The following is a 19,226-nucleotide window of genomic DNA, read 5'->3' on the forward strand; positions in this document are numbered from 1 at the left end:
ATGGTGAGTGAGTCGATATCGATTTACAACAGCGAGCGTCCGCACCAGTCTTTGAAATACAAAACGCCCGATGCAATGCATCGGGCGTTGGGGTGAAACAGGTGTAAACCTATTTCAGGACTAGACAGTTTGCTATCAGTTGCCGTAAACAGGCAGCTTGGCGCAAATGGCTTTGACCTTCTCGCGAACGGCATCAATAACGGCTTCGTTGTTGATGTCGTCAAGGATGTCGCAGATCCAGCCTGCCAGTTCACGGCATTCTTCAACCTTGAAGCCGCGGGTGGTGACAGCCGGAGTACCGAAACGCAGACCCGAGGTAACGAACGGGGAGCGTGGATCGTTCGGTACGGAGTTTTTGTTCACGGTGATGAAGGCTTTGCCCAGAGCGGCGTCAGCATCTTTACCGGAGATGTCCTGCTTGATCAGCGACAGCAGGAACAGGTGGTTTTCAGTACCGCCCGAGACCACGTCAAAACCGCGCTCGATGAACACCGAAGCCATGGCCTGAGCGTTCTTGACCACTTGTTGCTGGTAAGCCTTGAACTCAGGCTGCAGCGCTTCCTTGAAGCACACGGCCTTGGCCGCGATAACGTGCTCCAGCGGACCGCCCTGGGAACCCGGGAAAACAGCCGAATTCAGCTTCTTCTCGATGTCGGCGTTGGCTTTGGCCAGGATCAGGCCGCCACGTGGACCGCGCAGGGTTTTGTGGGTAGTGGTGGTCACTACGTCAGCATAAGGAACCGGGTTCGGGTAAACGCCCGCTGCAACCAGACCGGCCACGTGTGCCATGTCGACGAACAGGTAGGCGCCGACTTTGTCTGCGATAGCGCGGAAACGAGGGAAGTCGAGGATCTGCGAGTAGGCAGAGAAACCGGCCACGATCATTTTTGGCTTGTTCTCAACGGCCAGACGTTCAACTTCGTCGTAGTCGATCAGGCCATTGGCGTCGATACCGTACTGGATGGCGTTGTACAGCTTGCCCGAGGACGAAACGCTGGCGCCGTGGGTCAAGTGACCGCCGTGGGCCAGGCTCATGCCCAGAATGGTGTCACCGGCCGACAGCAGGGCCAGGTATACAGCGCTGTTGGCCTGGGAGCCGGCGTGCGGCTGAACGTTGGCGTAATCGGCGCCGAACAGTTCTTTTGCACGGTCGATGGCCAGTTGCTCGACGACGTCGACGTATTCGCAGCCACCGTAGTAACGCTTGCCCGGATAACCTTCGGCGTACTTGTTGGTCAGAACCGAGCCTTGAGCTTCCATGACCGCTGGGCTGGTGTAGTTTTCCGAAGCGATCAGCTCAATATGTTCTTCCTGGCGCTGAGCTTCTTGCTCCATGGCGGCAAAAAGGTCGGCGTCGAACTTGGCAAGTGTCAAATCACGGCTGAACATGGCGGTCCTCAAGGATCGGGGGCAGAAAAGGAGGGCATTCTAACCCAATGGGTTTTATCTGGCATATGAAAGCGATTCACGGCGTTCCTGATCAAACTGCAAGCAGGTAACGGCCACTTCAAATGGGTAATTCATCACTGGCAGTGTGCCGCTGCTTGGCCAGTAACTGTTTCTCTAACTGGTGTGCCGGCAGCGGTCGTCCCAGCAGGTAGCCCTGGACTTCGTCGCAGCCGTGCTCGCGCAGGAAAACCAGCTGTTCGTGGGTCTCGACGCCTTCGGCGATGACCGCCAGATTCAGGCTGTGGGCCATTGCAATAATGGCCCGGGCAATCTGGGCGTCCTGCTCGCCACAGGGCAAACCGTCGACAAAGGTACGGTCGATTTTCAGTACGTCGATCGGGAATTGCTTGAGGTAGTTGAGCGATGAATAGCCGGTGCCGAAGTCGTCGACGGCAATGCTCAGGCCGAGATTTTTTAGGCTGGCCAGAATTTGCAGCGCCTCGCTGACTTCGCGCATCAGGATGCTTTCGGTCAGCTCGAGCTCAAGACACGCCGGGGGCAGGCCCGTTTCCTTGAGGATGTTGGCAATCCGGTTGCCCAGCTGGCCGTCCGAAAACTGGCGCGCCGAGATATTGACCGAGACTTTGGGCACCCGCACCTTGGCCTGATGCCAGTGTTTGAGTTGGCGACAGGCTGCGGCCAGCACCCAGTCACCGACGTCGACCACCAGGCCCAGCTCTTCGAGCACCGGGATAAAATCCCCGGGCGGCACCAGTCCGCGGCGCGGGTGATTCCAGCGCAACAGTGCTTCAACCCCGGTCAGGCGTTTGCCGTCGCCACTGAATTGCGGCTGGTAATAGAGTATGAATTCTTCCTGTTCCAGGGCATGGCGCAAATCGCTCTCCAGTTCCAGGCGTTCCAGGGCGCTGGCGTTCATGTCGGCCTGATAGAACTGGAAGTTGTTCTTGCCGCGCTCTTTGGCGTGGTACATCGCCGTATCGGCGTTTTTCATCAACTGGCTGAGTTCGTTTCCGTCTTGCGGGCTCAGGGCTATGCCGATACTGGCCGTGACGAAGAATTCACGGCTTTCGAGGACAAAGGGTTGTACCAGGCTGGCGAGGATCTGTTCGGCCACGCTGATGGCCCGGTTCAGGGCTATTTGACGGGTTGCCCGTGGTTGCAGGAGCAGGGTGAACTCGTCCCCGCCCATGCGCGCCACGGTATCGTCGTCGTCCACACAGGCCAGCAGGCGGGTCGCCATGTCTTTGAGCATGCGGTCGCCGGCGGCGTGCCCCAGGGAGTCATTGATCGGTTTGAAACGGTCGAGGTCGAGGAACATCAGGACCACCCACGACTTGTTCCGGTCGCCCTGTTGCAGTGCGGTGTGCAGGCGATCCTGAAACAGTGTCCGGTTGGGCAGGTGGGTCAGGGCATCGTAATAGGCCAGGCGGTGGATTCGCTGCTCACTGGCCTTGCGTTCGCTGATGTCACTGAAAAAACACACGTAGCTGGCCAGGTCGCCTTCATCGTCCAGCACCGCGGTGATCCCGACCCATGCCGGGTAGTGTTCGCCGCTGCGGCGTTTGAGCCACACCTCGCCCTCCCATGAACGGTGCTGATTGAGTTGCTTGATCACGTAACGCAGATGCGCCTGTTGCTGTTCATCCACGGTCAGCATGCTTGGCAACTGGTCGAGCACTTGCGCTACGGCGTAACCGCTGACCCGGCTAAAGGCCTCATTGGCCTGGACGATATAGCCGGCCGGGTCGGTTATCAGGATCGCCGAGGTCGAGTGTTCGAATACCGTAGCCGCCATTCGCAGGTCTTTTTCTGCGTTGCGCTGCTGACTGATATCGCGGCCAACGCCGAGGATGCCCTCGAACGTATTGCTCTCGTCCCACACCAGTACCAGACGCAGCTCGATGGGGATTTTGCGTCCGTCAGCCCGCAAGCAGTCGAGCAGGAACACCTGGGTTTGCACTTGAGTGCGCAGGGGCGCCAGTTGCTCGGGGGTGTCCAGTGCAGCGCTGACCCGCGCCAGCAGGCTGTAGATACCCGCCAGTTGTTGCGGATTGGCGATGGTCGATTGCCAACCATTGTTGAACACCCATTGCGCGTCGTAGCCCAGCACTGTCTGTACCGACGGACTGACGTAATTCAGGCATAACCTGCTGTCGGTGGAGAAAATCACATCACTGATGCTTTCCGCCAGCATCCGGTAGCGCTGCTCACTGTCGCGCAGCGATTCGCTGGCCTCGATCTGGTCGGTGATGTCTTTGGCAACCCCGACAATCCGCGTTACCTGCTCCCCGGTACCCAGGGCCAGAGCCTGTTCGCGAATCTCAAAACTGCGCCAGACGCCACTGCGATGACGAAAGCGCAACTGGCATTGCAACCGGCGCACATAGTTGCCGTGACGTTGCTGGTGGCGCAGTTCGTGATAGTGCCCGGCGTCGTCGGGGTGCAGCAGCAGCTCCCAGAAATAAGCGCCCATTTGCTTGAGCTCGGCGGCGTTGTAGCCCAGGGTGTGGCCCAGATGGTGATTGCTGAAAATCATCATCTGGCTGGTGACATCCTGCACATACAGGTGGTCCGGCACGGTGCGTACCACGTCGGACCAAAAGCTTTCGCGCTCCTGCAAGGACAGCTCGATCAGCTTGCGGTTGGTAATGTCGGTAATGCTCAGAATGACCGCGTGATAGTCCAGGCGGGTATCGGGCAGACGCAGCACCAGCCATAAATGCTGGTCACGCCCCCCGGCGTCGGCCAGTTTGATTTCCAGCTCCAGTTGTTGCAGCCGGTTGAGCACGGCCTCGACCAGTTGATAACCAATGGCCGAGCCGGCTTGAGGGGCGCCGCTGATCAGTTTTGACCAGGCGCCGTCCTCGGATTCGACCTCCAGCAACTGCATGGCGACCTGGTTCACTTCGGTGATGCGCAATTGTTCAAACAGCTGGCGCCGATGCTGCGGCTGGTTGTTCAGCCATTGTTTGAGGGCATGGCTGTCCTGGATTTTTTCGCGCTCAAGAAAGCCAGGCAGGCTGGACAGGTCGAGTACGCAAAGCGCGACGCCGGTGCCTTCAAAAATATCGTGATAACGACGCCGGCCTTCGTGCAGCTGGCGCTGGCGGCGGCGCATATTCAAAAGTGCGACCACCGGCAGCATCGAGAACAGCAGGCCGAGCAAGCATTTGCCAATCAGTCCGGGTAGCAGCTGTTGCGTCGCCATCTGGTCATTGAACAGCCCGCGCAACTGCCAGTCGCTGTTGCGCAAGGGGGTCAGCAGTACTGTGTCATCCATGTCCCGGGGATCGGAGCTTGATAGCCGGGTGACAGGAGCGGTACTGGTGCTGAGCACCTGATCCGTCAGGGTGTTTTCGACCTGCCATTGGGGGCGGTTGCTGTTCAGGGTCTGGCGCGTGAGGTTTTGCAGCAGATCCGGGGTCATGCGCAGCAGCCAGTAACCGTTGGTCGTGTCGCCGGTCTGGCGCAACAACAGATAAGCAACGCTGGCATCCCTGTTGTTGCCATAAAAATACCCGGCTGTACGGCTGTACAACCGGATGTTTTTTATCCAGTCGGCCAGGTAGGCCGCATCGGGGCTGATGCCCGTGCTGTCGAGCAGCACTTCTCCGGCTGGACTCAATAAAGCCAGGCTTTGCAGGGGCGGCAAGGTTTGGCGCAGCCGTTCGAGCAGCTCCTGTAGCTGGAGCGAATCTTTGGGGGGGGCATAGGCAGGCAGCAGGTTGAGGGCGGTTTCGGCCCTGAGTTCCATACTCAGGTTGATGTGGTCGGCCAGGTCTGCGCTGTAATTGATGCTCGACAGGCGCTCCTGCTGGATCGCGTTCCGGAACTGTTCAATCAATAGCCAGAACAGCATTGCCAGCAGCAACAGGACCAGGGTTGCCAGTGCGCCTTTTAACGTGCCGCGCACAGGTGTGCCAAGGAGTTGGCCTGGTTTGCGGGGCAGTGTTGGCGGGGTGACATTGGGCAAGCTGTGATCCTGCGGTTTGGCAAACAAGGCGCGCGCGCACTATAAGCCGGACGCCCAGAGGGCGCCTAGCATGCCTTGGGTTGTGGCAAAGTGCCAGCCCTGTGCTGTGCTCTGGTTTGCCCTGATCAACGCATTCAGGTAGCTTTGCCGGTTATTCGAGCGCCTACACTCAGGCATATACTGTCAGCAGGTATTGATGCATATCAGTCCCTGACTTTTTCCTATTGCCTGATCCGGCAATGCTCGCGCCTTATTCATCAGTCACTGACGCTAGGTTCTCCATGGCTCAATACGTATTCACCATGCATCGGCTGAGCAAAGTTGTTCCGCCGAAGCGGGAAATCCTGAAAAACATCTCCCTGTCGTTTTACCCGGGCGCCAAGATTGGCGTGCTCGGTTTGAACGGTTCGGGTAAATCCACCCTGTTGAAAATCATGGCTGGCGTGGACACCGAGTTCGACGGCGAAGCACGCCCGATGCCGGAATTGAACATCGGCTACCTGCCCCAAGAGCCGCAGCTGGACCCGAACAAAACCGTACGTGAAGTGGTTGAAGAAGCCGTTAGCGTGATCAAGGATGCGCAAGCGCGTCTGGATCAGGTTTACGCTGAATACGCTGACCCGGATGCCGACTTCGACAAGCTGGCTGCAGAACAGGCCAAGCTCGAATCGATTCTGCAGGCAAGCGACGGTCACAACCTGGAGCGCCAGCTGGAAGTCGCTGCCGATGCACTGCGTCTGCCGGCCTGGGATGCCAAGGTTGAACACCTGTCCGGTGGTGAGAAGCGTCGTGTGGCCTTGTGCCGCCTGCTGCTGTCGGCCCCGGACATGCTGCTGCTCGACGAACCGACCAACCACCTGGACGCTGACTCCGTGGCCTGGCTGGAACACTTCCTGCACGATTTCCCGGGTACCGTGGTTGCGATTACGCACGACCGTTACTTCCTGGATAACGTGGCTGGCTGGATTCTGGAGCTTGACCGCGGTGCGGGCATTCCTTACGAGGGCAACTATTCGGGCTGGCTTGAAGCCAAGTCCGATCGTCTGGCTGCCGAATCCAAGCAGCAGTCGGCCCATGAAAAGGCCATGAAAGACGAGCTGGAATGGGTCCGTAAAGGCGCCAAGGCTCGTCAGTCGAAATCCAAGGCCCGTCTGCAACGTTTCGAAGAACTGCAATCGCAGGAATTCCAGAAGCGCAGCGAAACCAACGAAATCTACATCCCGGCCGGTCCGCGCCTGGGTGACAAGGTTATCGAATTCAAGAACGTGTCCAAGGGCTACGGCGATCGCGTGCTGATCGACAACCTGTCGTTCTCCATGCCTAAAGGCGCCATCGTTGGCGTGATCGGCGGTAACGGTGCCGGTAAGTCGACCCTGTTCCGCATGCTGATGGGCAAAGAGCAGCCGGACTCCGGCAGCATCGAAATCGGCGAAACCGTGCAGCTTGCCTGTGTTGATCAGAGCCGCGACGACCTGGATGGCAGCAAGACTGTGTTCCAGGCCATTTCTGATGGTTCTGATGTGATCCGCATTGGTAACTACGAAATCCCGTCGCGTACCTATGTAGGCCGTTTCAACTTCAAAGGTGGCGATCAGCAGAAGTTCGTCAAGGACCTGTCCGGCGGTGAGCGTGGTCGCTTGCACCTGGCCCTGACCTTGAAAGAGGGCGCCAACGTGCTGCTGCTCGACGAACCGTCCAACGACCTTGACGTTGAGACCCTGCGTTCGCTCGAAGAAGCGCTGCTGGACTTCCCGGGCGCAGCCATTGTGATCTCTCACGATCGGTGGTTCCTTGACCGCGTCGCGACTCACATCCTGGCGTACGAAGACGACTCGCAAGCGGTCTTCTTTGAAGGCAACTACACCGAGTACGAAGCTGATCGTAAAAAGCGTCTCGGCGAAGCGGCCAACCAGCCGCACCGTGTACGTCACAAGAAGCTGGCCCAGTAAGGCCGGTTTGCAAGAAACAACGGAGCCCCTCGGGGCTCCGTTTTTTTTGTGCAGACAGGCATGATTTCCGTAGTTGCCTACGAGGAACGAAGGTTGCGCCTGGGGGCGGGTTTCAGTTGGTGCAAAACTGGGTACAAGAATCACTTTTATGGTGCGCAATGACTGCTTTAACTGGACTAATTTATATAAAAGCACCATTTAAATTCATAACTGCGACATTTTGCGCTGTCGCGGTGCTTCATGAGTTGATAAGGTTCTGGGCAATCAGCTTCTAACGACAACAAATTTGCCGAGACTTTTCCATGATCGAATCCGTCGACCACTTCCTTGCCCGCCTGAAAAAACGCGACCCTGACCAGCCTGAGTTCCATCAGGCCGTAGAAGAAGTTCTGCGCAGTCTGTGGCCGTTTCTTGAAGCCAATCCGCACTATCTGACTTCAGGCATTCTCGAGCGCATTTGTGAACCCGAGCGGGCGATTGTGTTCCGCGTGTCGTGGGTCGATGACGAAGGCAAAGTGCGGGTCAACCGCGGCTTCCGGATCCAGATGAACAGCGCCATTGGCCCTTACAAGGGCGGTTTGCGTTTCCACCCGTCGGTGAACCTGGGGGTTCTGAAATTCCTGGCCTTTGAGCAAACCTTCAAGAATTCCCTGACCTCGTTGCCAATGGGCGGCGGTAAAGGGGGCTCGGATTTCAATCCGAAAGGTAAAAGCGATGCTGAAGTGATGCGCTTCTGCCAGGCCTTCATGAGTGAGCTGTACCGCCACATCGGTTCCGATGTTGACGTTCCGGCAGGCGACATCGGTGTGGGGGCACGTGAAATCGGCTTTATGTTTGGTCAGTACAAACGCCTGAGCAACCAGTTTACTTCGGTGTTGACCGGCAAGGGCATGAGCTATGGCGGCAGCCTGATCCGTCCGGAAGCCACCGGCTTCGGTTGCGTGTACTTCGCCCAGGAAATGCTCAAGCGCAGTGGCCAGCGCATTGATGGCAAGCGTGTAGCGATTTCCGGATCCGGCAACGTGGCCCAGTATGCGGCCCGTAAAGTCATGGACCTGGGTGGCAAGGTGATCTCGCTGTCGGATTCCGAAGGCACGCTATTTTGCGAAGCCGGCTTGAGCGAGGAGCAGTGGGAGGCGTTGATGGAGTTGAAAAACGTCAAGCGCGGGCGTATCAGCGAACTTGCCGGCCAGTTTGGTCTTGAGTTCCTGAGCGGCCAGCATCCGTGGAACCTGGCCTGTGACATCGCGCTGCCATGCGCCACCCAGAACGAACTGGACGCCGATGCCGCCCGCACTTTGCTCGGCAATGGCTGCGTCTGCGTGGCTGAAGGCGCGAACATGCCCACCACCCTCGAGGCGGTCGACATGTTTATCGAAGCGGGTATTTTGTTTGCCCCGGGCAAGGCTTCCAACGCCGGCGGCGTGGCAGTGAGCGGTCTGGAAATGTCACAGAACGCCATGCGCCTGCTATGGACGGCGGGTGAGGTGGACAGCAAGCTGCACAACATCATGCAGTCGATCCACCACGCCTGTGTGCACTACGGTGAAGAGAACGGCCGGATCAACTACGTGAAAGGCGCCAACATTGCGGGCTTCGTCAAAGTTGCCGACGCGATGCTGGCCCAGGGCGTGGTTTAAGCCGGATCAATCCTGATGATTTCGACCTGCAGATCCCCTGCGGGCCGAAACCACAGCACTTCATCTCCGAGTTGCGCGCCCAGCAGCGCGCGACCCAGGGGCGAGCCCCAATTGATCAGCCCCTGGCCTGCATCGGCCTGATCCTCGCCCACCAGTTGCACCCGTTGTTCATTGCCCGATTCTTCGGCAAAGGTTACCCAACTGCCAATCTGCACCTTTTGCGTTGATGTCGCGGGGGCGACCACGTGGGCGCTTTGCAGCCGCTGGCTGTAGTAGCGCAGGTCGCGCTCAATCTCGGCTAACCGCTGTTTGTCGGCGTCATCGCGGCGGGCGGACTCGGCACTGTGCTGGCGCTGCAATTCGTTGACTTTGGCTTGCAACTGGTCAAGGCCGGCAGCGGTGACATAGTTGGGCTGGTCGCTGATCTGGCGCTCAATCGGCGTATTGGCCTGCTCGGCGGCGGTGTCTTCGTTGACAAATGCGCGGCTCATGGCGGTGTCCCTCCGGGGCTGTAGGCTTTAGAGCCTGCGCCGGAATCAGGGTTCAGACTGGTTTGGCAGATAACCCGTAGGAGCGAGCTTTTTCAATCCAGCAGCGAACAGCTCGCGCCTACAGTTTTATTTAGTCAGCCAGCTGCAACGCTGCATGCTCTGCCAGCTCCTGCTGGATAAAAGCAGCAATCATGGCGCGGTAGACGCTTTCGGTTACATCGGGGTTGGCTCCCAGCTCCTCTGCCAGGGCGCGGGCCTTGGCGATAACCTGTTCAACCCGCTGTGGCGCTTTCACCGCTGCACTGTCTTTCTTGAAGCCTGCGGCCTGGGAGACATAGGCTCCGCGTTCGGCGATCAGGCTGACGATCTGGCGATCGAGGCGGTCGATCTGCCCGCGCACTTGTTCAAGGGAATCACAGGTGACTGCCATGTTTTTAAACTCCATTCAGTAGTGATACCACTTCAGTTCCAGCATGACTTCGTTCACCGGGGAGCTGAGGTGGCTGAACTCACGTTGTGCGGTCAATCGCAGCCCGAGGTTGCGTGACACTTCCCATTGCTGGTTCAGGCTCAGGCTGCGGCGGATTTCGCCGTTGGTGAAGTAGTCGCCTTTGGCTTCCAGGCTCAGGTTGCCCAGCGGATTGCGCCACAACACGCCGGTGTTGAAGCCCGCCGCTGGCGACACAAAGGCCGCGAAGTCGTTGTTGTGCTCTACGCGCAGGGTGCCCAGGGCGAATCCCAGCATATTTTCGCCCAATTGCCAGGTGCCGCCTGCGCCGCCATTGACGTGGCTGACCAGGTTTTCGTCGCCGTGCTTGCCGAGGACGCGCTCGAGCCCGCCACCTACTTGCCAGGACCAGGGCTGCAGCAAGTCGTTGCGTGGGGTCAATGAACGGATATTGGCCAGGTCCAGCTGCTGGACCTGCCAGTGATTACCCTCGTACTGACGCAGCTTGAGTTGCAGAATTTCAATCTGGGCACCCAGAGGAAATCCCGGAGCGTTGTCGTTCAGGTCGTGATAGGCCATGCGCAGGCCGTATTCGGCAAACGCCTTGTCGTCCCGGCTACCGGCGCCCAGCTGCCAGGTGCGCGACTCGTGGCCGTTTTCGGGCAGTTCGGGTTTTTCGACCTCAAGTCCGGGCGCGGGATTCTGGTTAATGGCCCGCAGCAGTTCGAAGCTGCGCTGTGAGCGCTCCGTGTCCCGCTCAAGGCCATTGGCCCGGTAGCGTTCAAGGCGATAGGCCGCGTCGATAATCAGCGCCTGACGCTCTTTGGGCAGCGCCTTGAATTGCGGGTTTTGCAGCTGGGCCTGATCGGCGCTGACCTGCAGTACCCATTGCTGTTCTTCAGGGTCCAGCACCTTGGCGCGATCCAGCAGTTCACGCTCGCGGGACGGGCGATATTCGATGCTTTCCACCAGCCCGGCTTCCTTTACCGCTTTCACGGTGTCGGTGGGGATCGCGGTCAGCGGGAACTGGCTGGTCAGTTGCAAGCCGGGGCGCGCTACTTGCAGCAGTTCAAGCAAGCGGTATGAACAGTTTTCGTCGAAGAAGAAATAGTCGAACTGGATTTGTTTGAGTTCCCACACATGTTCGACCATGCGCTGGGTTTCTTCGGGTGTCAGATTCAGGCGGTATTCCCACAGGTCGCGGTTCTCGAGACTGCGGTATTCCGAGAGCTTTTCCTGGTAGGGCACCAGGGCAAACAGGCCGGGATAGCCGCCGGCCAAACCTTTCCAGGCATACAGAATACTGTTGTCGGAACCTTCAATGTAGGCGCCGAAGTTGATCGCATAGCTGAGCAGCGCGGTCTTGTTGCTCTGCACGTCGGCCTGGTCGATACGCAACAGGGTGTGGCCGAACATCGACGACGGGCTGTTGAGGTAGGCCGCCGGGAAAATCATCACCGTGCTGTCGGGAGCCACATCCTTAAACCACTGGCTGAACTCTGCGCACTCGGCCTTGGGCAGGTCGGTCAGGTTCAGCTGGGCCTTGAGCCAGCGGGTGCGTGCCGGGTATACGCATTGCGGGTGCTTGTCTCCCAGGTTCAGGGGGGCATACAACGCCGTCAGGGTCGCGCGCAGTTCGGCATCCGGATGCTCGGCGCCGTCTTTGGCGAGAAAGAATTTGTCATCGCTGACATAGCTGCGCCAGCCGCCCAGTTTGCGGGCTTCATAATGGCCCAGGGAGATCCAGAACGGATCGTTGGCCAGTTGCTGCACTCGTTGATCGTCAATATGTGGTGCGGCATACAGCGGGGCGCAGGCACAGAGCGCCAGGTAGGCAAGGCGTTTGAGCATGGTGGGCAACTGTTGTCAGACAAATAGAAGTGAAGCTGGAGAATACCCGCTCCGGGAGGAGCGGGCGGTGCTCATTTGTTACGCAGCAGTTGCGTATTTCGCCAGGCGTGCGTCGCCTTTGAGGATGGCCAGAGTGTTGGTGTGTACATCGTCAGCGGTTACGTCGGCTTTGCTGAAGATTTGCTGGAAGTGCTCGTGGGTAACAGCTGCGAAATGATCGCGGTCTTCAGGGGCCACACCCAGTACCACCGCATAGGTGGTCAGTGCTTCGCCATTGCCTTTGGCCATGTCTTCGGACAGTTCGTTCATCATGCCGTTCATGGCAATCCACGATTTGCCGCCGTAAGTCAGGGCATCCTTGGTCGTACAGCCGTTGGTCCCGGAAGTCATACCGAAGGTAGCGTTACCGGAGGTGCCGTTGGTGGTTGATGCGAGGAAGTGAGCCGGTGTGCCGCGCTGACCTTCAAACAACATGTTGCCCCAACCACAGTTCGGGCCACCCGGTGCTTGCGCCATGGCATTGAGGGAAACAACAGTAAAGAGAGTACCAAGAAGAATCCGTTTCATAAGCTTTGTTCTCTATGAGTGTGCAACCAATGGACAAGGGTGTCTGGCCCAGAAGCGCCAGAACGGGCCGGTTATTAATCCAGCCGCGTAACAAGTAGGAGTCTAGGCACGATCGGACGGTTCCGTGAAATTTTGTAAAACAATCTTCGATCGGGCACATTTTCAGCCTGTAAATACCGGGCCCTGATTTTTCAAGTGCTATGCGCCTTGCCAGTGGGATACAGCCAGCGCCAGAATGCGTTCATCTGCCCCGCCCGATGTAAGGAAGCCCGATGCCTGATCCTGTAGCTGCCAGCTTGCGTCTAGCGCCTGACGCGCTAACCCGTCCGTTCTCCGCTGAACAGTTCAGCTTCTCCAACACCAATGATCTGGAGCCTTTTCGCGGCATTCTCGGCCAGGAGCGAGCGGTCGAAGCCCTGCAATTTGGCGTGGCCATGCCACGTCCGGGTTACAACGTATTTGTCATGGGCGAGCCGGGTACCGGACGCTTTTCGTTCGTCAAACGCTACCTCAAGGCCGAGGGCAAACGCCTGAAGTCACCCAGCGACTGGGTCTATGTCAATAATTTCGACGAGCCGCGCGAGCCGCGCGCACTGGAGCTGCCTGCGAGCACCGCCGGTGCGTTCATCAGCGACATCAATGGTTTGATCGACAACCTGCTGGCGACCTTTCCGGCGGTGTTTGAACACCCGACTTACCAGCAACGCAAGAGCGCCATCGATCGCGGTTTTAATCAGCGTTACGACCGTGCCCTGGATGTGATCGAGCGTCTGGCGCTGGAAAAAGGCGTGGCGCTGTATCGCGACAGCAGCAACGTGGCCTTTACTCCGATGAGCGAGGGCAAGGCGCTGGACGAGGCCGAGTTTTCGCAATTGCCCGACGAAGAGCGTGAGCGGTTCCACGAGGATATTTCCGGGCTTGAGGAGCGGCTGAACGAAGAGCTTGCGAGTCTGCCGCAGTGGAAGCGTGAATCGAACAACCAGCTACGCCACCTGAACGAAGAAACCATCACCCTGGCGCTGCAACCTTTGCTGGCGCCATTGTCGCAAAAGTACGCCGAAAATGGTGCGGTCTGCGGTTATATGCAGGCCATGCAGGTGTACCTGCTGAAGACTGTGGTCGAGCAACTGGTCGACGACAGCAAAACCGATGCCCAGGCCCGCAAGTTGCTCGAAGAGCAGTACCTGCCGAGCCTGGTGGTGGGCCAGCCCATGAGCGGCGGCGCACCGGTGGTGTTTGAGCCGCACCCGACCTACGACAACCTGTTTGGCCGCATCGAATACAGCACTGACCAGGGGGCGCTGTACACCACGTATCGGCAGCTGCGGCCCGGGGCACTGCACCGGGCCAATGGCGGCTTTCTGATTCTTGAAGCCGAGAAAATGCTCAGCGAACCCTTTGTCTGGGATGCTCTCAAGCGTGCCCTGCAGTCGCGCAAGCTGAAGATGGAGTCGCCGCTGGGCGAGATGGGCCGCCTGGCCACCATCACCCTCAACCCGCAAGTGATTCCGTTGCAGGTCAAGGTCATCATCATCGGTGCCCGCCAGTTGTACTACACGCTGCAGGATCTGGATCCGGACTTCCAGGAGATGTTCCGGGTGCTGGTGGACTTCGATGAAGACATCCCGATGGTCGACGAGAGCCTGGAGCAGTTCGCCCAGTTGCTCACCACCCGCACCTCGGAAGAGGGCATGGCGCCGTTGACCGCTGATGCCGTTGCGCGTCTGGCGACCTACAGCGCACGTCTTGCCGAGCATCAGGGGCGTTTGTCGGCGCGCATCGGTGATCTGTTCCAGCTGGTCAGCGAGGCAGATTTCATTCGCCATCTGGCCAACGACGAGATGACGGATGCCGGACACATCGAGCGGGCGCTCAAAGCCAAGGCCACCCGTACCGGCCGGGTTTCGGCGCGGATTCTTGACGACATGCTGGCCGGGATCATTCTGATCGACACCGATGGTGCGGCGGTCGGCAAGTGCAACGGCCTGACGGTACTTGAAGTGGGGGACTCGGCCTTCGGTGTGCCTGCGCGGATTTCCGCCACGGTGTACCCGGGGGGCAGCGGCATTGTCGACATCGAGCGCGAGGTTAACCTCGGGCAGCCGATTCACTCCAAGGGCGTGATGATTCTGACCGGTTATCTGGGCAGCCGTTATGCCCAGGAGTTCCCGCTGGCGATCTCGGCCAGTATCGCGCTGGAGCAGTCCTACGGTTACGTCGATGGTGACAGTGCCTCGCTGGGTGAGGCCTGTACGTTGATTTCGGCGCTGTCCAAAACGGCCCTCAAGCAGTGCTTTGCGATCACCGGTTCGATCAACCAGTTTGGCGAAGTGCAGGCGGTGGGCGGGGTCAACGAGAAGATCGAAGGCTTCTTCCGTCTGTGCGAGGCGCGTGGTCTGACGGGCGAGCAGGGCGCTATCATCCCGCAAGCCAACGTGGCGACCTTGATGCTGGATGAAAAGGTGTTGCAGGCGGTACGTGATGGCAAGTTCCACGTTTACGCGGTACGCCAGGCGGATGAGGCGTTGAGCCTGTTGGTCGGCGAGCCGGCCGGTGAACCGGATGCCGAAGGTCAGTTTCCGGAAGGCAGCGTAAATGCCCGGGTGGTTGAAAGATTGCGGGCGATTGCCGAGATGATCAACGACGAGGACCTCAAGGAAGCCGAAAAGGAACTACTTGCCGAGGCGCTGGCGGCTAAAAAGCCGGCCTGACGCTGGGTCAACTGTAGACGCGAGCTTGCTCGCGAGCCTTTCACGGCTTGCACAAGCTCGTTCCTGCAGCGGCCAGGGCATCCGTTTGTCATGGCAGCCTCTCCTGTCAGATTCTTCCTCTATTCTCAATGCAGGACTTCCACTGTCGTCACTGGAATGATGCAGCCCGTAGTGCGTGGCTGATGACAGAATTTACCGAGGGTCGCCGCCATGTCGCGCAACCTTTGTCTTACCCGCCAATGCCTGGGTCTGGTCACCCGTATTGAATGCAGCATTCGTCCGCTGGCAGGCAATACCGGGATGTGGACGCTGTTGTTTGCTGCCGGTCTGGCAGGCGAGCAGCCGACTACGATCAAAGCCCAGGGTCCGTTCCCCGGTCCTTTCGTGGCCGAAACCATTCTGGAATCAATCGTTGAAAGCCTGACGCTGCATGGCTATCGGCTTGCCGATGACCCGCAGATCTGGTGCCTGCACGTGCAGGCCCAGTTGCGCCAGATCAACGGTGGACGCTGTCACGCCTCCCGCTAGGCCGCTGAATCAGCGGGGCGGGGTGACTTCGGGGACTTTGTCGAGCTTGACTTCAAATCCGTACTCGACAGGCAGCAGGTCTTTGCGGGCATAGCTTTCGAGCTGGGTGGGCTGTCCATAGAAATAATGCACGTCAAACAGTGCCGGGCCATTGGGTTCGGCGCTATGGCTTACGGCGAGCACTTCCTTGAGGTAGTTGCCGGTGTCGTCTTTGGCGTAAAAGCGCCAGGCCTCGGACGGGAACAGTTTCTGATCAACAACCAGTGCGTTGCCTTTGAGTTCGAGGCCTTTGGGCAGTTGAGCCGTGTTCAGGGGCTGTTTGTCGATGGCGGCGATAAACATGGGCATCGAGCCAATCGCGTAAGCCGGAGTTTCGGGGAACAGATTGAGGTCATAGGTGATGACCCCGGTATGCGGGTCAACATCGAAGGCTTCGATGGGCAGCTCCAGAGGCTCGCTGCGCTTGCCGTTGTCGTCTTCGGCGAAGAAGGTGACAGGTGCGTCAGCCGTGTCGGGCAACGCGCCCAGCAGCTCGTCATTGAAGGTTTGCGGGTGACTGAACTCAAGGGTGGCGGCGCTGGCGTCATCTACGGTCTGGCTGATGACGACGCTTTTTATCAGTTGCTCAGGCTCAAGGCTCGCGTCCTTGAGGTAGTTGACGGCCTGATCGTCATACACCACCACCGACAGCGGCAGGGGTTGAATGTCTTTGCCCACTACCGTCTTGTCGAGCCGGCGCACAGGCAGGTCGAGGTTTTTGCGGGTGATATTGGCCGTGGAGAAGTCGAGCACGCTGATGTCGAGGTTTTCGATATTTCCGTTGAAATACACCTTGCTGTAGTGATGGGTGTGTTTCTGGTCAAAGTCCTGCTGTTCGTTATCCAGCTGTTGTCCGAATGCTTCGCTCCACGCGGTTTGCTTGAGCATCTGCGCCAGTTGCTGCTGATAGAACGCCAGTTGCTCGGCGTTCTCATTGATCGAGCCTGAGCGCGACAGGAACTGCCCGCTGTGGTCGCGGGCCTGGATGATCAGCGGATTGAGCGGTGTATCGCGTACCTCTTCGGCCAGCTCGGCGCTGTTGTTGATATCGACTTCGGCGAAGTTTTTGCCCAATGCCAGCAGGGTCACGCTGATCGTACCCTCGGTGCTGGTTTTGCCCACATCCTTGCTGCTCAGGTTGAAGTGGACCACTTTACCGGGCGCGATCACCTCGACCTTGCCGTGCAGCATCAGGGGCTGAGGTTGCTGAATGTTTTCAGTTTCGATCCCGTCGATATAGGGGTAGGTGACCGTGAGATCGTCCGGGTTGCTCAGATTGGCGCTGGAAGGGCTGAGCTGGATGCCGGGATCGGTTTCAGACCACTCGGTCTGGAAGGGCACCTCTTGCTTGTTGCTCAGGGTTACGGATTGCCATTCAAGTGCATGGGGGAACGGAAACTCGGAATCGCTGTTTGCCGGGAACGGGAACACGGGCTCAAGGTCGGTCAGATAATCGGAGCTGGAGTTTTTACGCACCACAAACAGACCATTGATGTAGGTGTCGCTCAGGGCCTGGCTGCTGGGGTAGTGCTTGAGCAGCGCCAGGTCGTCATCGCCATATTCGGTTTCAATCGGTTTCTCCTCGAGCTTGACCCGGGCCCGTTCGAGCAACAGCAACGAGCCACCCAGATCGGCTACCGCATCCTTGAGTTGTTGGTCCTGAATGGTATCGAGGCTCTTTTCGAATGCGGCGCTGCGCTCTTCCAGGCTGGCCTGCTGGTGTTTGTCGTCAGGCGAGCAGCCACCCGTGATGAGCAAAGCAATTGAAAGCCCGAGACAACCCAAGGGAAATCGCAGATCCATTGTTCAGTTTTCCTGTCCGAAAGCGGTGCTGAGGAGGTCGACACTAGCAGATAATTTATTTAACAGGCTGTTTCAAGGGCTTTATCTCTGACGATTTGTCACTGATATACTCGCGCCCATTTTTTTACTTCCTGTGAGTTTCAATGGAACGCTTTATCGAAAACGCAATGTACGCCTCGCGCTGGATTCTGGCGCCGATTTACTTCGGGCTCTCGCTGGGCTTGCTGGCCCTGGCGTTGAAATTCTTCCAGGAAGTGTTTCATGTAATTCCCAACGTGTTCGCGCTATCTGAGTCGGACTTGATCCTGGTCATCCTGTCGTTGATCGACATGGCCCTGGTGGGAGGGTTGCTGGTAATGGTGATGATTTCGGGCTACGAGAACTTCGTCTCCCAGCTGGACATCGATGACCACAAGGAGAAGCTTAGCTGGCTGGGTACCATGGACTCGACTTCGCTGAAGATGAAAGTCGCAGCGTCGATCGTGGCCATCTCCTCGATCCACCTGCTGCGGGTGTTTATGGATGCACGCAACATCGAGCCGCAGTATCTGATGTGGTACGTGATCATTCATATGACTTTCGTGGTGTCGGCGTTTGCCATGGGCTATCTCGACAAGCTGACCAAGCATTGATTGGTGTCGTGGCGCGCGTTACATGAAGGCGGGCTGCGAAGGCTTTGGGGGCTGTGGTAGTCTGCTCGCCCTTTTTTGGTTCTGGGCGGTTGAGGAACGGCTGTTTTTGCAGCTGGTTTTTTCTGAATCGCCCTACAGCGGAGCAGTGTTATGTCCGAAGTAAATCTGTCGACCGACGAAACCCGCGTTAGCTACGGCATTGGCCGTCAGCTGGGTGACCAACTGCGCGACAACCCGCCACCGGGCGTTAGCCTGGACGCAATCCTGGCTGGCTTGACCGATGCTTTCGCCGGTAAAGAAAGCCGTGTAGGTCAGGAAGAACTGAGCGCCAGCTTTAAAGTTATCCGCGAGCTGATGCAAGCTGAAGCAGCTGCCAAGGCAGAAGCTGCAGCGGGCGAAGGCAAGGCTTTCCTGGCTGAAAACGCCAAGAAGGACGGGATCACCACCCTGGCTTCGGGTCTGCAATTTGAAGTTGTGACTGCAGGTGAAGGCGCCAAGCCATCCCGTGAAGACACTGTACGTGTTCACTACCACGGCACCCTGATTGACGGCACTGTGTTCGACAGCTCCTACGATCGTGGTCAGCCAGCCGAATTCCCGGTCGGCGGCGTAATTGCCGGCTGGACCGAAGCCCTGCAACTGATGAACGCCGGCAGCAAATGGCGCATCTACGTGCCGAGCGAATTGGCCTACGGCGCCCAGGGCGTTGGCAGCATCGCTCCGCACAGCGTGCTGGTATTCGACGTTGAGCTGCTGGAAGTTCTGTAAGACTTCGGTGCTTTAACGGTGACCGCGGGTTTGCACGCAAGCCTGCGGTCACACCAGGCGCTTCATATTTCCAGTTTGGCGTGATGCTCGTGAGCATCGGTCGTGCCGATCGGGCGCAATGCCCGGGCATAGCAAAACAGAAACAGATTTCGCACCAGTTCTTTGAGCACCACCGGCTCACTTGAGTTGAGTCCGTTGAAATCCAGGTCGCCCTGATCCTGTAGCTCGTTGAGCGCTTCTTCTTCCAGCACCGCACAGACTTCCCCGGTTTCCCGATGCAGGATTCGCAGATAGGGATGTGGACGGTCCAGCCAGGCATCAATTAAATAAGTCATGGTCGTCATCTCCTTGATGAATACCAATGAGAATAATTCTTATTCAATTAATAGCAAGTGCCTATTGGCGGATTTGTTTTC

Annotated in this window: 14 protein-coding genes and 1 pseudogene; 7 read left to right on the forward strand and 8 right to left on the reverse strand. The window is 58.2% G+C overall.

Going from position 1 to position 19,226, the window contains the following annotated elements; translation table 11 throughout:
• Positions 1 to 124 (forward strand): annotated as a pseudogene (locus WG29040_RS19805) (integrase core domain-containing protein); the annotation flags it as partial.
• 11 nt (positions 125 to 135) lie between these two features.
• On the opposite strand, the gene glyA reads toward WG29040_RS19805, so the two are convergent.
• Together glyA and WG29040_RS19815 are read right to left on the reverse strand one after the other, a co-directional pair.
• Positions 136 to 1,389, reverse strand: a complete 1,254-nt coding sequence (gene glyA, locus WG29040_RS19810) for a serine hydroxymethyltransferase (protein ID WP_003443962.1) — start codon at positions 1,387 to 1,389, stop codon at positions 136 to 138.
• A 118-nt stretch (positions 1,390 to 1,507) separates the two neighbouring features.
• Positions 1,508 to 5,383, reverse strand: a complete 3,876-nt coding sequence (locus WG29040_RS19815; RefSeq protein WP_127196766.1) for a bifunctional diguanylate cyclase/phosphodiesterase — start codon at positions 5,381 to 5,383, stop codon at positions 1,508 to 1,510.
• A gap of 281 nt (positions 5,384 to 5,664) precedes the next feature.
• On the opposite strand from WG29040_RS19815, the gene ettA reads away from it, so the two are divergent.
• The gene (ettA, locus tag WG29040_RS19820) at positions 5,665 to 7,332 is read left to right on the forward strand and encodes an energy-dependent translational throttle protein EttA (protein WP_003443957.1); all 1,668 of its coding nucleotides are present in this window, start codon (positions 5,665 to 5,667) and stop codon (positions 7,330 to 7,332) included.
• A 302-nt stretch (positions 7,333 to 7,634) separates the two neighbouring features.
• Entirely contained in the window at positions 7,635 to 8,972 is a 1,338-nt protein-coding gene (gene gdhA, locus WG29040_RS19825) for an NADP-specific glutamate dehydrogenase (RefSeq protein ID WP_003443954.1), read from the forward strand.
• On the opposite strand, the gene WG29040_RS19830 is transcribed toward gdhA, so the two are convergent.
• The 4 genes from WG29040_RS19830 to WG29040_RS19845 all read right to left on the reverse strand — a co-directional run bounded on the left by WG29040_RS19830 (position 8,969) and on the right by WG29040_RS19845 (position 12,329).
• A complete protein-coding gene (locus WG29040_RS19830; RefSeq protein ID WP_127196767.1) occupies positions 8,969 to 9,463 on the reverse strand; it encodes a GreA/GreB family elongation factor in 495 nt (164 codons plus the stop codon). The genes gdhA and WG29040_RS19830 overlap by 4 nt on opposite strands.
• A 130-nt stretch (positions 9,464 to 9,593) precedes the next feature.
• A complete protein-coding gene (locus tag WG29040_RS19835) occupies positions 9,594 to 9,893 on the reverse strand; it encodes a chorismate mutase (RefSeq protein ID WP_029612191.1) in 300 nt (99 codons plus the stop codon).
• A gap of 15 nt (positions 9,894 to 9,908) precedes the next feature.
• Positions 9,909 to 11,762 (reverse strand): DUF4105 domain-containing protein, encoded by a 1,854-nt coding sequence (locus WG29040_RS19840; RefSeq protein WP_127196768.1) that lies wholly within the window; start codon positions 11,760 to 11,762, stop codon positions 9,909 to 9,911.
• A 78-nt stretch (positions 11,763 to 11,840) separates the two neighbouring features.
• Positions 11,841 to 12,329 (reverse strand): DUF3015 domain-containing protein, encoded by a 489-nt coding sequence (locus WG29040_RS19845; RefSeq protein ID WP_003443943.1) that lies wholly within the window; start codon positions 12,327 to 12,329, stop codon positions 11,841 to 11,843.
• A gap of 272 nt (positions 12,330 to 12,601) precedes the next feature.
• Between WG29040_RS19845 and WG29040_RS19850 the strand changes: the two genes are divergently transcribed.
• Both WG29040_RS19850 and WG29040_RS19855 read left to right on the forward strand, forming a co-directional pair.
• Positions 12,602 to 15,040, forward strand: coding sequence for a Lon protease family protein (locus tag WG29040_RS19850; RefSeq protein WP_003443940.1), 2,439 nt, complete (start codon positions 12,602 to 12,604; stop codon positions 15,038 to 15,040).
• A 210-nt stretch (positions 15,041 to 15,250) separates the two neighbouring features.
• Positions 15,251 to 15,568, forward strand: coding sequence for a hypothetical protein (locus tag WG29040_RS19855; protein WP_003443937.1), 318 nt, complete (start codon positions 15,251 to 15,253; stop codon positions 15,566 to 15,568).
• A 9-nt stretch (positions 15,569 to 15,577) separates the two neighbouring features.
• Here WG29040_RS19855 and WG29040_RS19860 read toward each other — a convergent pair whose 3' ends face one another.
• Positions 15,578 to 17,410 carry a hypothetical protein gene (locus WG29040_RS19860; RefSeq protein ID WP_060781721.1) on the reverse strand — a complete coding sequence of 611 codons (1,833 nt, stop codon included), beginning with the start codon at positions 17,408 to 17,410 and terminating at the stop codon, positions 15,578 to 15,580.
• Positions 17,411 to 17,553: 143 nt separating this feature from the next.
• Here WG29040_RS19860 and WG29040_RS19865 point away from each other — a divergent pair, with 143 nt between their 5' ends.
• Together WG29040_RS19865 and WG29040_RS19870 are read left to right on the forward strand one after the other, a co-directional pair.
• Positions 17,554 to 18,042: a TIGR00645 family protein gene (locus WG29040_RS19865; protein WP_003443930.1), complete on the forward strand. Its 489-nt coding sequence runs from the start codon at positions 17,554 to 17,556 to the stop codon at positions 18,040 to 18,042.
• Positions 18,043 to 18,192: 150 nt separating this feature from the next.
• Complete coding sequence (locus WG29040_RS19870) at positions 18,193 to 18,810, forward strand: FKBP-type peptidyl-prolyl cis-trans isomerase (RefSeq protein ID WP_003443927.1); 618 nt, start codon at positions 18,193 to 18,195, stop codon at positions 18,808 to 18,810.
• 62 nt (positions 18,811 to 18,872) lie between these two features.
• Here WG29040_RS19870 and WG29040_RS19875 read toward each other — a convergent pair whose 3' ends face one another.
• Positions 18,873 to 19,145 carry a hypothetical protein gene (locus WG29040_RS19875; RefSeq protein WP_003443924.1) on the reverse strand — a complete coding sequence of 91 codons (273 nt, stop codon included), beginning with the start codon at positions 19,143 to 19,145 and terminating at the stop codon, positions 18,873 to 18,875.
• Positions 19,146 to 19,226: the final 81 nt, after the last annotated feature.

Source organism: Pseudomonas sp. PAMC 29040, assembly GCF_003994535.1.
Lineage (GTDB): Bacteria > Pseudomonadota > Gammaproteobacteria > Pseudomonadales > Pseudomonadaceae > Aquipseudomonas > Aquipseudomonas paraversuta.

Excerpts from the sequence above, each read along its gene's own strand:
- WG29040_RS19835 (WP_029612191.1), bottom strand. The coding sequence starts at position 9,893 with ATGGCAGTCACCTGTGATTCCCTTGAACAAGTGCGCGGGCAGATCGAC.
- WG29040_RS19845 (WP_003443943.1), bottom strand. The coding sequence starts at position 12,329 with ATGAAACGGATTCTTCTTGGTACTCTCTTTACTGTTGTTTCCCTCAAT.
- ettA (WP_003443957.1), top strand. The coding sequence starts at position 5,665 with ATGGCTCAATACGTATTCACCATGCATCGGCTGAGCAAAGTTGTTCCG.
- WG29040_RS19860 (WP_060781721.1), bottom strand. The coding sequence starts at position 17,410 with ATGGATCTGCGATTTCCCTTGGGTTGTCTCGGGCTTTCAATTGCTTTG.
- WG29040_RS19840 (WP_127196768.1), bottom strand. The coding sequence starts at position 11,762 with ATGCTCAAACGCCTTGCCTACCTGGCGCTCTGTGCCTGCGCCCCGCTG.
- glyA (WP_003443962.1), bottom strand. The coding sequence starts at position 1,389 with ATGTTCAGCCGTGATTTGACACTTGCCAAGTTCGACGCCGACCTTTTT.
- WG29040_RS19855 (WP_003443937.1), top strand. The coding sequence starts at position 15,251 with ATGTCGCGCAACCTTTGTCTTACCCGCCAATGCCTGGGTCTGGTCACC.
- gdhA (WP_003443954.1), top strand. The coding sequence starts at position 7,635 with ATGATCGAATCCGTCGACCACTTCCTTGCCCGCCTGAAAAAACGCGAC.
- WG29040_RS19830 (WP_127196767.1), bottom strand. The coding sequence starts at position 9,463 with ATGAGCCGCGCATTTGTCAACGAAGACACCGCCGCCGAGCAGGCCAAT.
- WG29040_RS19870 (WP_003443927.1), top strand. The coding sequence starts at position 18,193 with ATGTCCGAAGTAAATCTGTCGACCGACGAAACCCGCGTTAGCTACGGC.
- WG29040_RS19850 (WP_003443940.1), top strand. The coding sequence starts at position 12,602 with ATGCCTGATCCTGTAGCTGCCAGCTTGCGTCTAGCGCCTGACGCGCTA.
- WG29040_RS19865 (WP_003443930.1), top strand. The coding sequence starts at position 17,554 with ATGGAACGCTTTATCGAAAACGCAATGTACGCCTCGCGCTGGATTCTG.
- WG29040_RS19875 (WP_003443924.1), bottom strand. The coding sequence starts at position 19,145 with ATGACTTATTTAATTGATGCCTGGCTGGACCGTCCACATCCCTATCTG.